Here is a 12283-nt window from a genome sequence, read left to right as displayed (position 1 = left end):
GCGCTGAAGCCAGATGCTCTCTTACATCCTCCGTCGCATCGTCGCGACCTTGCCCGTGATGGCGATCGTCGCGCTGTTCGTGTTCAGCCTGCTCTACATCGCGCCGGGTGATCCGGCCGTGGTGATCGCGGGCGACCAGGCGAGCCCGGAGGATGTGGAGCGCATCCGCCAGAGCCTCGGCCTCGACCGTCCCTTCCTGGTCCAGTTCGGAAGCTGGGTCTGGCGCATCCTGCACGGCGATCTCGGCACCTCGATCTTCACCAATCTGCCGGTGTCGGCGATGATCGGCCAGCGCCTCGGACCGACGCTGTCGTTGATGATCGTCACGCTCCTGCTCACGATCGTGGTCGCGGTGCCGCTCGGGGTGGTCGCGGCTTGGAAGGCCGGCAGCCTGATCGACCGCGCCATCATGGGCTTTGCCGTGTTCGGCTTTTCGCTGCCGGTGTTCGTGGTCGGCTACATGCTCGCCTACGTCTTCGCGCTCGAATTGGAATGGCTTCCGGTGCAGGGCTATACGCCGCTCACGGCGGGCTTCTGGCCATGGCTCGAGAACCTGATCCTGCCGGCGATCGCGCTCGGCTGCGTCTATATCGCGCTGGTCGCGCGCATCACCCGCGCGGCTATGCTCGAAGTGTTGCAGCAGGACTATATCCGCACCGCACGCGCCAAGGGCCTCGGGCAGGGCGGCATCCTGTTCATTCACGCGCTGAAGAACGCGGCGGTGCCGATCGTGACCGTGATCGGGATCGGCATCGCGCTCCTGATCGGCGGCGCGGTGGTCACGGAAAGCGTGTTCGCGATCCCCGGCCTTGGCCGTCTCACCATCGATGCGATCCTGCGCCGCGACTATCCCGTCATTCAGGGCATCGTGCTGCTGTTCAGCTTCGTCTACGTCCTCGTCAATCTGATGATCGACGTCATCTACACGCTCGTTGACCCGAGGATCCGCTATTGACCGATACGACCGTCAATTCGCAATCGCTTCCCGCCGGCCTCGTCGTCGCGCCGCAACTGCCCGAGATCCTGCGGCCGGTCACGATCCGGCGCGGCTTCATCGGGCTCTTGCGCGGCCATCCCACCGTCGCGATCGGTGGCGCGCTGCTGCTGACGCTGGTCCTGATCGCGATTTTCGCAGCCCATCTCGGAACGGTCGACCCGACCGCGCTGGCGCCAGCCAAGCGCACGCGGGCGCCGTCGGCCGATTTCTGGTTCGGCACCGACGTGCTCGGCCGCGACATCTATTCGCGCGTGCTGTTTGGTGCGCGGGTCTCGCTCACGGTCGGGCTTTCAGTTGCAATCTTCGCCTCCGCGGCCGGCCTTGCCATCGGCATGGTCTCCGGCTTCCTCCGCTGGGCCGACGGCATTTTGATGCGCTTCATGGACGGGCTGATGTCGATCCCCCCGATCCTGCTGGCGATCGCGCTGATGGCACTGACGCGCGGCAGCGTCGGCAACGTCATCTTGGCCATCACCATTGCCGAAATCCCGCGCGTGTCACGCCTCGTCCGCAGCGTGGTGCTATCGCTGCGCGAGCAGCCTTACGTGGACGCAGCCGTCGCCTGCGGCACGCGCACGCCGATGATCATTTTGCGCCACATCCTGCCCAACACGGTGGCGCCGATGCTGGTGCAGGCGACCTATATCTGCGCCAGCGCCATGATCACGGAGGCGATCCTGTCCTTCATCGGCGCCGGCACGCCGCCGACCATTCCGTCCTGGGGCAACATCATGGCCGAGGGCCGCGCGCTGTGGCAGGTCAAGCCCTACATCGTGTTCTTTCCGGCGGCGTTCCTGTCCGTCACCGTGCTCGCCGTGAACCTGCTTGGCGATGGCCTTCGCGATGCGCTCGATCCGCGCATGGCCAAGAGCCTCTGATGTATCGAGGCTGATCGCGATGGCGCTGCTCGAAGTCGAGAACCTCCAGACCCATTTCCGCACCCCCGGCGGCATCAACCGCGCCGTCGACGGTGTGTCCTTCCATGTCAACGAGGGCGAGACGCTCGCCATCGTCGGCGAATCCGGCTGCGGCAAGTCGGTGACCTCGATGTCACTGATGCGGCTCGTCCCGGAGCCGCCGGGCAGGATCGCAGGCAGCATCCGCTTTGCCGGCAAGGATCTCCTGAAGCTGTCCGATCGTGAGATGCGCGCCATCCGCGGCAACGACATCTCGATGATCTTCCAGGAGCCGATGACGAGCCTCAACCCGGTGCTCACCGTCGGGCGCCAGATCCGCGAGACCTTGATGATCCATCAGGGCCTCGACAAGCAGGCTGCCGAGACGCATGCGATCGAGATGCTGACGCTGGTCGGCATTCCCGAGCCGAAGCGCCGCGTGCGCGAATATCCGCACCAGCTCTCCGGCGGCATGCGCCAGCGCGTCATGATCGCCATCGCGCTCGCCTGCAATCCGAAGCTCCTCATTGCGGACGAGCCGACCACGGCGCTCGACGTGACTATCCAGGCTCAGATCCTCAAGCTGATGCTGGACCTCAAGCGCCGGGTTGGCGCGGCCATCATCCTGATCACCCACGATCTCGGCGTCGTCGCCGAAATCGCCGAACGCGTCATGGTGATGTATGCCGGCCGCAAGGTCGAGGAAGCGCCGGTCGCTGAGCTGTTTCGCTCGCCGCGCCATCCCTATACGCAGGGGCTGCTCGGCGCGGTGCCGAAGCTTGGCTCCTCGCTCGCCGGGACGGCAACGCGGCTCGCCGAGATCCCGGGGCAGGTGCCTGATCTGCGCAAGCCCATCACCGGCTGCGTCTTTGCCGGGCGCTGTGCGCTTGCGACCGATCTCTGCCGGCAATATGCGCCGGGGCTCGAAGAGAAGGGACCCCGTCACATCGCCGCCTGCCACTATGCGGCCAAGGGAGCTGTCGCGGCATGAGTCCTCCGCTGCTCCAGGTCAACGACCTCAAGAAGCACTTTCCGGTCAAGACCGGCCTGTTCGGCCGCAAGTCCGAATTCGTCTATGCAGTCGACGGCGTGTCGTTCGAGATCGCGCGCGGCGAGACACTGTCGCTGGTCGGCGAGTCCGGCTGCGGCAAGTCGACGGTCGGCCGCGCCATCCTGCGGCTGTTCGACATCACTGCGGGACAGGTCATCCTCGACGGCCAGCGGATCGACGATGCTGCGCCGAGCACGATGCGTCAGATGCGCCGCCGCGTGCAGGTCGTGTTCCAGGATCCGTTCTCGAGCCTCAATCCGCGCATGCGCGTGCGCGACATCCTGGCCGAGCCGATCCGCAATTTCGGTCTCGCCAAATCCGCGGAAGACCTCGAGGTGCGCGTCACCGCGCTGATGGATACCGTCCGCCTGCCGCGCGAGGCGTTGAACCGCCGGCCGCACGAGTTTTCCGGCGGCCAGCGCCAGCGCATCGGGATCGCGCGGGCGTTGGCGGCCGAGCCGGAGCTGATCGTGTGTGACGAGGCGGTCTCCGCGCTCGACGTCTCGGTCAAGGCGCAGATCGTCAACCTGCTCCAAGATCTCCAGCGCGAGTTCGGCCTCGCGCTCTTGTTCATCAGCCATGATCTCGCGATCGTCGAGCATATGACGCACCGCGTCGCGGTGATGTATCTCGGCAAGATCGTCGAGGTCGCCCCGCGCCGCGAGATCTTTGCAGCACCGAGACATCCCTACACCAAGGCGCTGCTCTCCGCGGTGCCGCTGCCCGAGCCTGGTGCCCAGCGCAATCCGATCATTCTTAGGGGCGACGTGCCGAGCCCGATCAATCCGCCGCGCGGATGCCGCTTCCACACCCGCTGCCCCTTCGTCTTCGATCGCTGCCGGACCGAGGAGCCGGCGCTTCGCGCGATTGGAGCCGAGCAGTGGGTGGCCTGTCATCTCGAAGAGGGCGTTGCCGCGACGGGCGGCTAAAGCGTGATGAGATCAGGCTTGTTTGCTGCACCGAGGGTGCGCTCCCTCTCCCGCTTGCGGGAGAGGGTTGGGGAGAGGGTGTCTCCACAATGGGACAGTCCCTTAGAGGAGAAAGCCCTCACCCGGCGCTGCGCCGACCTCTCCCGCGAGCGAGGTGAACGAGCCGCCCCGGAATCGATTCAACCTGAAGCCATTGCGCTTTGCGATCGACGAGCTAAAGCGCGCTCGACGCGACGGAAATTTGTATGCAAAAACAACCCGGTTCTACTGTGCATGGGGTTGTTTTTGCGTTTTTGATTTGGCCGGCCTCAACCCTGCCGGCGCAGGAAGCCCGTGATCGTGACCTTTTCCCAGATGCCGGCGACAGCAAAGGGATCGGCGCGGTTGAAGGCCTCGACTTCGCCACGGCCGGGCGCCTCGATCAGGAACAGGCTGCCGATCATGGTCGCGCCGTCGTCGGAAACGAGCGGCCCCGACATCACGATCTTGACGCCGAAGCGCGATGTGTCGCTCAGGAAAGCCTTGTGGGCGTCGTAATTGGCGAGCCGGGTCGGCAGCGCGCCGGCGCGGTCGACGGCGTGAATGGCGAACAGCATGGTGGTCTCCGTTTCTTGCTTCAGTTCTTGGGACGGCCGCGGCGGCGGCCGTCCGTGCTTGACGTGATCGGTTAGTCTACTTGGCGCCGAGCTTGCCCGCTTCCTCGAAGGTCGGGCAGGTCCGCTGCTCCAGCGGCACGTCGAACGGCCCAAAATTGTCCTTGGTGATGACGGTCGGCTTCAGCACGATCTCGCTGATGACCGGCTGGTTGCGCAAGGAGCGGATCGCCATCATGGTGCCGAGGCACCCTTGCGCAAATCCGTTATAGTCGCCGCTCGCGAGCAGCTTGCCTGATTTGATCGCGTCGATCGCTTCCTTGGTGCCGTTGATGCCGATCACCTGGGCCTTGCGGTTCGCGCCGTCGAGCGCCTCGATCGCGCCGACCGCCATGGCGTCGTTGGCGGCGAGCACGCCGTCGATCTGCGAGTTCGACTGCATCAGGTTCTCCATCACCTGGAGCGCCTGCAGCCGCTGGTAATTGCCGGGCTGCGAGGCCAGCAGCTTGGCCCCCGGAGCCTCCTTCAGCGCAGCGTTGAAGCCGCGGACGCGGTCGACATTGGTCAGCGAGCCCTTGACGCCCTCGATGATGACGATGTTGCCCTTGCCGCCCAGCGTCTTGAGCAGGTAGCGCGCGGTCTCGAGCCCAAGGCTGTAATCGTCGGCGCCGACGAAGGAGAGGAACTTGCCGCCGGCGGAGCGGTCGGTGATGTTGACGACCGGGATTTTGGCCTCGTTGATCTTCTCGACCCCCGGCACCATCGCCTTGTAGTCGACCGGCGTGAAGACGATCGCGCTCGGCTTCTTCACCACGACGTCCTCGATCTGGCTGAGCTGCTCGGGGATGCTGTCGGGCTTGGTCGGGATGTACTGCAGCGTCTTCGCGTTCAGCGTCTTCGCCATGTTGTCGGCGCCGACCCGCACCGTCTGGAAAAACGGGTTGGTCTGGTTCTTGGTGAAGACGGCGATGGTCTCGCCGTCGGCGCGCGCCCCCGTAGTGAACGCAGCCGCCATCAGCAGCGGCAGCGTCAGACAGCCAAGTTTCAGTTTCATGTAGCCTCCATCCCTCATTTTGCTTGTTAGACTTCTAAAAGCTCATTGCGCGCGGCGGCGGGTCTTCATGTCGAGCCAGACCGCGAGAATGACGATGATGCCTGTCACCAGCGGCTGCCAGTTGGCGCTGACCGACAAGAGGTTCATGCCGTTCAGCACCAAGGTCAGGATCAGTGCGCCGATGAAGGTGCCGAACACGGTGCCGACGCCGCCGAACAGCGAGGTGCCGCCGATCAGCACCGCCGCAATCGCCGGCAGCGTCAGGCTTTCGCCGATGTCGGCCTCGGCCGAATTCAGCCGCGACAGGAAGATGATCGAGGCGAGCCCCGCCATGGTGCCGGAGACGGCATAGACCAGCAGCAGGCGGCGCGCGACCGGTATGCCCGACAGCCGCGCTGCGATGGGATTGGCGCCGATGGCATAGATCTCCTGACCCCAGATCGTCCGTTGCGCGAACAGCGTCCCGATTCCGAGGAACACCAGCAGCAGATAGACCGGGATCGGCAAGCCGAACAGATAGCCGCTGCCGATCTGGCGGAAGCCGGCCGGGAAGCCGTGCAGGGTCTCGCCCGCCATGTACCAATAGGTGAGGCCGTTCAGCACCCAGAGCATGCCATAGGTGGCGATGAAGGAGGGGATGCGGAGCGCGGTGACCATGACGCCGTTGAGGAGGCCAACGATGCCGCCGCAGGCAAGCCCGGTGAGGATGCCGAGCGCCGGCGAGCCGGTCTTGTGGATCACCGTGCCGGCGATACAGGCCGACAGCGCGACATTGGCGCCGACGGAGAGGTCGAGGCCGGCGGTCAAGACCACCAGCGTCAGGCCGGAGGCGATGAAGAAGGTCAGGCTCGCCTGCCTCAGCACGTTGAGGATGTTGCCGAGGCTCAGGAAGGAATCGCTGAGCACGGCCAGTACCGCACAGATCAGCAGTGCCGCGAGCAGGCGATAGAACACCTGGATCGCGTCCTGCGACAGGAACGAGCGGGGCGGCGCGATGGCGTCTTTGGTGATGTCGGTCATGCGCGGCTCCTGAGGCCATCGAGGAACAGCGCGACGATGACGAGCACGCCGACGCTTGCGACCTGCACCGAGGACGGCAGTGAGATCAGGTTCAGCCCGTTGCGCAAGACGCCGACCGCGATGACGCCGAGCACGGTGCCGAGCAGCCAACCATTGCCGCGCTCGAACGAGGTGCCGCCGACGGCAACGGCCGCGATGGCATCGAATTCGAGGCCAAGGCCGGCGGTGGGATGGCCGGAATTCATCCGCGCGGTCATCAACAGGCCGGCGATTCCCGCCATGGCGCCGCCGATGGCATAGACTGCGATCAGCAGCTTGTTCGGCGAGAGTCCGGCATAGCGCAGCGCCTCGCGGTTACCCCCGAGTGCGAAGATGTAGGTGCCGAAGCGGGTGTGATAGAGCAGGCCGTGAAACGCAGCGTAGGTCACCAGCGCCATCACGATCGGCACGGGAATGCCGAGAAGCGTCGCCGAGTAGATGTCGCGCACGCTGTGGGGAATGCCGACCACGCTTTGACCGTCGCTGACGATCAGCGACAGTCCTTGGGCCATGCCGAGCGTGCCCAGCGTCGCGACGAAGGGCGGGATGCCCAGGATCGCAACCAGCCAGCCGTTGACGATGCCGAAGCCGGCGCCGACCAGCAGGCCGGCACCTAAACCCAGCAACATCGATTTCGTCGCGAGCGACACGATCGCGACGCAGAGCGAGGTCAGCGTCAGCACCGCGCCCATCGACAGGTCCAGCCCCTCGGTCATGATGATCAGTGTCATCGGCAGCGCGAGCATGGTCAGGATTGTCGACTGCACCAGCACGTTGGAGAGATTGGCGACCGACAGAAAGCCGGGCGCGATTGCGCTGAACAGCGCGATCAGCAGCACCAGCACCATGGCAACGCCGGGAATGCGTTGCAGCGGATTGGGTTGCGAGACGACCGCGGCTTCACGCATGATGCATCCCCAGTCGCACGATGTTCTCCTCGGTCAGTTCGTTGCGTGTCAGGTGCCCGGCGATGCGCCCTTCGCGCATCACATAGGCGCGGTCGCAGACATGGCAGATCTCGACCTGTTCGGACGAAATCATGAGGGCCGCTGCGCCTTCGGCCACCAGTCGGTCGATCAACGCAAAAATCTCCGACTTGGCGCCGATGTCGATGCCGCGCGTCGGCTCGTCGAAGATGAACAGCTTTGAGCCAGCCGCCAGCCACTTGCCGATCACGACCTTCTGCTGGTTGCCGCCCGAGAGCAGGCCGACGGTCTGGCGCGCACTCGGTGTCGCGATCCTCAATTGCCGGATCAGTCCGTCGGAGGTGCGCTGCGCACTGCGCTGGTCGAACAGGCCGCTCGGGAACAGCTTTCGCAGCGCCGACACCACCAGATTGTCGCTGACTGATCGCAGCAGCGCGAGGCCCTCGCTCTTGCGGCTCTCGGGGATCAGCGCGATGCCGCGGCGGGCGGCAAGGTCAGGCTCGCCGGAGATGGTCTTGCCGTCGAAGACGATGTCGCCGGATGTTACGGGATCGGCGCCAAAGATGGCGCGGGCGACCTCGCTGCGGCCGGATCCGACGAGGCCGCACAGGCCGACGATCTCGCCCCGGCGCACCTCGATGTTGATGTCGGAGATGCCGGTCGGCGCGGTCAGGCCCTTGACCTCGAGCAGCACCTCGCCGGGCTTGTCGGCAAAGTTGCGCGGATAGGTCATGTCGACATTGCGGCCGACCATCATGCGGACTAGCTGGTCCGGCGTTACGTCGGCGGGGCGGACGCCATCGATGCGGCGGCCGTCGCGTAGCACGGTGATCCGGTCGCCGAGCGCGAACACTTCGGCCATGCGGTGCGAGATGTAGACGATCGACACACCGTCGGCCTTCAGCCGCGCGATCAGCGCAAACAGCAGCTCGGTCTCCCGGTCCGACAGCGCTGCGGTCGGCTCGTCCATCACGAGGATGCGGGCGTTCTGGCTGATCGCCTTGGCGATCTCGACCATCTGCTGCTGCGCGACGCCGAGCTTGTCGACGGTGGTGGAAGGATCGATGTCGAAACCGATGGTGCCGAGGACACGACGCGCGTCTGCCAGGATCTTGCGGCGGTCGATGGTGCCGGGAATGCGGCCCTTCGGCTCGCGGCCGAGGAAGATGTTCTGGGCGATATCGAGATAGGGGACCAGCGAGAATTCCTGGAAGATGACGGCAATGCCAAGCTTCTGCGCATCCGCGGTCGAGCTGATCTCGACCTTCTCGCCCTTGTAGAAGAATTCGCCGGCATCGGCGCGGTAGGCGCCGCACAGCACCTTCATCAGGCTCGACTTGCCGGCGCCGTTCTCGCCCAGCAGCATATGGACCTCGCCGGGATAGACAGCGAAGGACACGTCATCCAGCGCCTTGACACCTGGAAATTCCTTGCTGATGCCGCGCAGCTCCAAGAGCGGTGTGGGCGAGGAGGGCTCAACGGCCAATGCTGCGCTGCTCATGCCTGCGCTCCGCTGGCAAAGATCTTTCCGGGATTCATGAGACCGTTCGGGTCGAGCGCGGTCTTGACTTGCCGCATCACGTCGACGGCCTCGCCGAGCTCGTTGGTGAGATAATCGATCTTGCCGAGCCCGATGCCGTGCTCGCCGGTGCAGGTGCCGTCCATGGCGATGGCCCGCGCGACCATGCGGGCCTGGAGCGCCTTGGCGCCTTCGGTCTCTTCGGACTTTGCCGGATCGATCAGGATCAGCATGTGGAAATTGCCGTCGCCGACATGGCCGACGATCGGGGCTGTAAACCCATGCTCGTCCGCATCGCGCCGCGTCTCTATCAGGCATTCGGCCAGCCGCGAGATCGGCACGCAGACATCGGTGATCACCGCGCGTGCACCGGGTCGTAGGCCCAGGCCCGCATAGAGCGTGTTGTCGCGGGCGTGCCAGAGCCGGCTGCGGTCTTCCGGTGCCTTGGCCCAGGCGAAGCCATGGCCGCCATGGTCGGCCGCGATGGCCTGCGCGGCCTCGGCCTGCTCGGCGACCGAGGCCTCGGAGCCATGGAATTCGAAAAACAAGGTCGGGGCCTCGCGATAGCCGAGCTTGGCGTAGGCATTGATGCCGCGCATCATGACTTCGTCGAGCAACTCGATGCGCGCGACGGGGATTGCCGACTGGATCACGGAGATCGCGGTATCGACGGCGTTGTGCAGGCTATCGAAGCTGCACACCGCGGCCGAGATCGCCTGCGGCACGGGATGTACCTTCAGCGTGATCTCGGTGATCACGCCGAGCGTGCCTTCGGCGCCGACGAACATGCGCGTCAGATCATAGCCGGCCGCCGATTTCCGCGCGCGCTTGGCGGTGCGGATCACGCGCCCATCCGCGAGCACCACCTCCAGCGCCATGACATTGTCCTTCATGGTGCCGTAACGCACCGCCATGGTGCCGGAAGCGCGCGTCGACGTCATGCGCCGATCGAGGCGTCCGCGCCCGGGTCGATCGGAAAGAACAGGCCGGTCGCGCGCAGCTCCGCATTGAGTTGTTTTCGCGTTATGCCGGGCTGCACCACGACATCCATGTCGCTGTCGTGCACGGCAAGCACCTTGTTCATGCGCGCGAAATCGAAGCAGACGCCACCGGCGACCGCGGCCGCGTTGCCTTCGAGTGAGGTGCCGGCGCCGAACGGGACGATCGGCATCCCCGCGCTCGCGCAGAGTTTCACGATCTCGGCGACTTCCTGCGTCGTTTCGGGGAAGACGACGATGTCGGGCGGCAGATTACGGTAGTGTGACTCGCTCTGCCCATGCTGATCGAGCACGCCGCGCGCGACGCTGGCGCGCGGGCCGATCATGCCATTGAGGCGATCGGCCAATAATACTGCCGTGCGGACCCGCGGTCCCATCCTTGCTCCCTCTCTGCCCCGGTGGCGGACTCTTTGTCGGTCCGCTGCGTTGTCGTTCGGATTAGGCGGCTTGCGCGTTGCTCGCAACCTGCTTCAGGCCGAAATCATAGTTGAGATGAAAATATGCGCTGTCCACCATGCGACCATCCGGCGCACGGCCGGCAGGGTGGCGGACGAACTCGCGGATCAGGCTGTCCTTGACGCCGAACACCACGTCGCTGTCGAGATACTGGTCGCCGGCGACGAACACATGCGTCACGAGCTGCTCGAAGCCGGGCGACGAGATCATGAAGTGCACATGGGCGGGACGCCAGGGATGGCGGCCCTGGACCTCCAGCATCTCGCCGACCGGGCCGTCATGCGGGATCGGATAGGCAGCCGGCTTGATCGACCAGAAATGGAAGCGGCCGTTCTGGTCGGTGTGGAAGCGGGCACGCATCGCGAGATCGCCGATGGCGTCGAGCTGCTGCACGTCATAATAGCCGTCGTCGTCGGAATGCCAGACGTCGACCACGGCGCCTGCAAGCGGCTTTCCGTCCACGGTCGAGACCGAGCCGGTGACCAGCATCGGATCGCCTTCCATCGGACCCGAGATATCGGCGCCGCTTTCCTTCTCCGGCGCGGCCTGGACGAAGAACGGCCCGAGCACCGTTGTCTCGGTCGCGCCCTCCGGCACCGGATGGTTGATGGCGTCGACCAGCATGGAGACGCCGAGCGTATCCGACAGCAGAATGAACTCCTGACGCTTGTCGTCGCACATGTGCCCGGTGCGGGTCAGGAAGTCGATGCCGTATTCCCATTCCTTCTGGGTCGGCCGCACCTCTCGGACGAAGGCATGAAGGTGACGGACCAGCGCCTCGCTGATTTGCTTGATGCGCGGATCGGTCGCGCCCGCGATCCGCTCCAGCACCGCGTCCGTGATCGTGTTCTCGTTGAAGTTACGCATGTGTGCCTCCGTTGATCACAGCTTCGGCTCGCCGAGGCCGGACAACCGTTCGAGATGCTTGACGGTCGCAATGAAGTCGGTCTCGCCGTCGCCCTGCGCGACCAACGAGCCATAGGTCTCGCGCACTTGCGCCGCGAGCTGCAGCGGCACGCCGACGGCGTGGCCGGCGCCGAGGATGAGGTCGAGATCCTTGGCCATCTGCTTGCAGGAGAAAGTGGAATCGAAATCGCGGTTGCGCAGCGGCGCGGTCTTGTACTTCACCATCGGCGAGGCGATCGCGCTGTCGTCGAGCACCTTCAAGATGTCTTGCCAGGCGATGCCGCCCTTGCGCGCCAGCGCCAGGCTCTCCGCCATCATCGCCGCGGAGACCGCGATCATCAAATTGACCGAGAGTTTTGCGTAGCGTGCTTCCTCGGCCGGCCCGAGATAGGTCTGCGCACGGGTGAAGGCCGCGAACAGCGGCTTTGCCTTGTCAAAGGCATCCTTCGGCCCCGAAACGAAGCAGGTCAGCGCGCCCGTGTGCACGATGCTGGCATTGCCGGAGACCGGCGAGCGAAGATAGGCAATGCCGCGCGCCTGCGCGGCGGCCGCAACCTCGGTAGAAGCCTCGACACTCACGGTGCTGGTCTCGATGAGAACAGCTCCGGACGCCATCGCGGCGATGAGGCCGGCAGGACCGAGCAGCGCGCCGCGCAAGGCGGCATCGTCGGGCAGGGACGTGACGACTGCGGTCTTGCCGCTCACGACCTCGGCCGGCGAAGCGGCAATCGCAATACCTTGCGCGCGTGCCTCGTTGATCCGCGCCGCGCTTTGATCGAACGCGGTGACGGCGTAACCAGCCTTGGCGACGAGCACCGACATCGGCAGGCCCATCTTGCCGATCCCGATGAAAGCGACATTCCTTGAAGCATCACTCATTTTTCTTGTCCATTGGCGCC

General features: G+C 65.2%; 11 protein-coding genes and 1 pseudogene. 4 read left to right on the top strand and 8 right to left on the bottom strand.

What is annotated here, in order from left to right; all coding sequences use genetic code 11:
* Positions 1–13 precede the first annotated feature (13 nt).
* The 4 genes from XH85_RS30495 to XH85_RS30480 are packed head-to-tail and all read left to right on the top strand — an operon-like array spanning position 14 to position 3873.
* On the top strand, positions 14–955 hold the full coding sequence (locus XH85_RS30495) for an ABC transporter permease (RefSeq protein WP_128934789.1): 942 nt from the start codon (positions 14–16) through the stop codon (positions 953–955).
* On the top strand, positions 952–1875 hold the full coding sequence (locus tag XH85_RS30490) for an ABC transporter permease (RefSeq protein WP_128934788.1): 924 nt from the start codon (positions 952–954) through the stop codon (positions 1873–1875). Before XH85_RS30495 ends, XH85_RS30490 begins: the two co-directional genes overlap by 4 nt.
* 19 nt (positions 1876–1894) lie before the next feature.
* On the top strand, positions 1895–2884 hold the full coding sequence (locus XH85_RS30485; protein WP_164934568.1) for an ABC transporter ATP-binding protein: 990 nt from the start codon (positions 1895–1897) through the stop codon (positions 2882–2884).
* Positions 2881–3873 (top strand): ABC transporter ATP-binding protein, encoded by a 993-nt coding sequence (locus tag XH85_RS30480; protein ID WP_128934787.1) that lies wholly within the window; start codon positions 2881–2883, stop codon positions 3871–3873. Before XH85_RS30485 ends, XH85_RS30480 begins: the two co-directional genes overlap by 4 nt.
* A 308-nt stretch (positions 3874–4181) precedes the next feature.
* Here XH85_RS30480 and XH85_RS30470 read toward each other — a convergent pair whose 3' ends face one another.
* The 8 genes and pseudogenes from XH85_RS30470 to XH85_RS30435 all read right to left on the bottom strand — a co-directional run bounded on the left by XH85_RS30470 (position 4182) and on the right by XH85_RS30435 (position 12263).
* Entirely contained in the window at positions 4182–4469 is a 288-nt protein-coding gene (locus XH85_RS30470) for a YciI family protein (protein ID WP_128934785.1), read from the bottom strand.
* Positions 4470–4545: 76 nt separating this feature from the next.
* Complete coding sequence (locus XH85_RS30465) at positions 4546–5520, bottom strand: sugar ABC transporter substrate-binding protein (protein WP_164940221.1); 975 nt, start codon at positions 5518–5520, stop codon at positions 4546–4548.
* Positions 5521–5562: 42 nt separating this feature from the next.
* A complete protein-coding gene (locus tag XH85_RS30460; protein WP_128934783.1) occupies positions 5563–6540 on the bottom strand; it encodes an ABC transporter permease in 978 nt (325 codons plus the stop codon).
* Positions 6537–7487 carry an ABC transporter permease gene (locus XH85_RS30455; protein WP_091887688.1) on the bottom strand — a complete coding sequence of 317 codons (951 nt, stop codon included), beginning with the start codon at positions 7485–7487 and terminating at the stop codon, positions 6537–6539. Before XH85_RS30455 ends, XH85_RS30460 begins: the two co-directional genes overlap by 4 nt.
* Complete coding sequence (locus XH85_RS30450; protein ID WP_128934782.1) at positions 7480–9006, bottom strand: sugar ABC transporter ATP-binding protein; 1527 nt, start codon at positions 9004–9006, stop codon at positions 7480–7482. Before XH85_RS30450 ends, XH85_RS30455 begins: the two co-directional genes overlap by 8 nt.
* A pseudogene (locus XH85_RS30445) lies at positions 9003–10399 on the bottom strand (FAD-linked oxidase C-terminal domain-containing protein). The gene XH85_RS30450 and the pseudogene XH85_RS30445 overlap by 4 nt, the downstream one beginning before the upstream one ends.
* Positions 10400–10460: 61 nt before the next feature.
* Positions 10461–11345, bottom strand: a complete 885-nt coding sequence (locus XH85_RS30440) for an intradiol ring-cleavage dioxygenase (RefSeq protein WP_128934781.1) — start codon at positions 11343–11345, stop codon at positions 10461–10463.
* Between the two features lie 15 nt (positions 11346–11360).
* Positions 11361–12263, bottom strand: coding sequence for an NAD(P)-dependent oxidoreductase (locus XH85_RS30435; RefSeq protein WP_128934780.1), 903 nt, complete (start codon positions 12261–12263; stop codon positions 11361–11363).
* Between the last annotated feature and the right edge of the window lie 20 nt (positions 12264–12283).

The sequence above is a fragment of the Bradyrhizobium zhanjiangense genome (assembly GCF_004114935.1).
GTDB lineage: Bacteria > Pseudomonadota > Alphaproteobacteria > Rhizobiales > Xanthobacteraceae > Bradyrhizobium > Bradyrhizobium zhanjiangense.
Note: the sequence above shows the minus strand (reverse complement) of the source record. Positions and strands in the feature narration are given on the sequence as shown.

Coding starts and splice junctions, on each gene's coding strand:
- XH85_RS30465 (WP_164940221.1), bottom strand. CDS start 5,520: ATGAAACTGAAACTTGGCTGTCTGACGCTGCCGCTGCTGATGGCGGCT.
- XH85_RS30450 (WP_128934782.1), bottom strand. CDS start 9,006: ATGAGCAGCGCAGCATTGGCCGTTGAGCCCTCCTCGCCCACACCGCTC.
- XH85_RS30495 (WP_128934789.1), top strand. CDS start 14: ATGCTCTCTTACATCCTCCGTCGCATCGTCGCGACCTTGCCCGTGATG.
- XH85_RS30440 (WP_128934781.1), bottom strand. CDS start 11,345: ATGCGTAACTTCAACGAGAACACGATCACGGACGCGGTGCTGGAGCGG.
- XH85_RS30460 (WP_128934783.1), bottom strand. CDS start 6,540: ATGACCGACATCACCAAAGACGCCATCGCGCCGCCCCGCTCGTTCCTG.
- XH85_RS30480 (WP_128934787.1), top strand. CDS start 2,881: ATGAGTCCTCCGCTGCTCCAGGTCAACGACCTCAAGAAGCACTTTCCG.
- XH85_RS30455 (WP_091887688.1), bottom strand. CDS start 7,487: ATGCGTGAAGCCGCGGTCGTCTCGCAACCCAATCCGCTGCAACGCATT.
- XH85_RS30435 (WP_128934780.1), bottom strand. CDS start 12,263: ATGAGTGATGCTTCAAGGAATGTCGCTTTCATCGGGATCGGCAAGATG.
- XH85_RS30470 (WP_128934785.1), bottom strand. CDS start 4,469: ATGCTGTTCGCCATTCACGCCGTCGACCGCGCCGGCGCGCTGCCGACC.
- XH85_RS30485 (WP_164934568.1), top strand. CDS start 1,895: ATGGCGCTGCTCGAAGTCGAGAACCTCCAGACCCATTTCCGCACCCCC.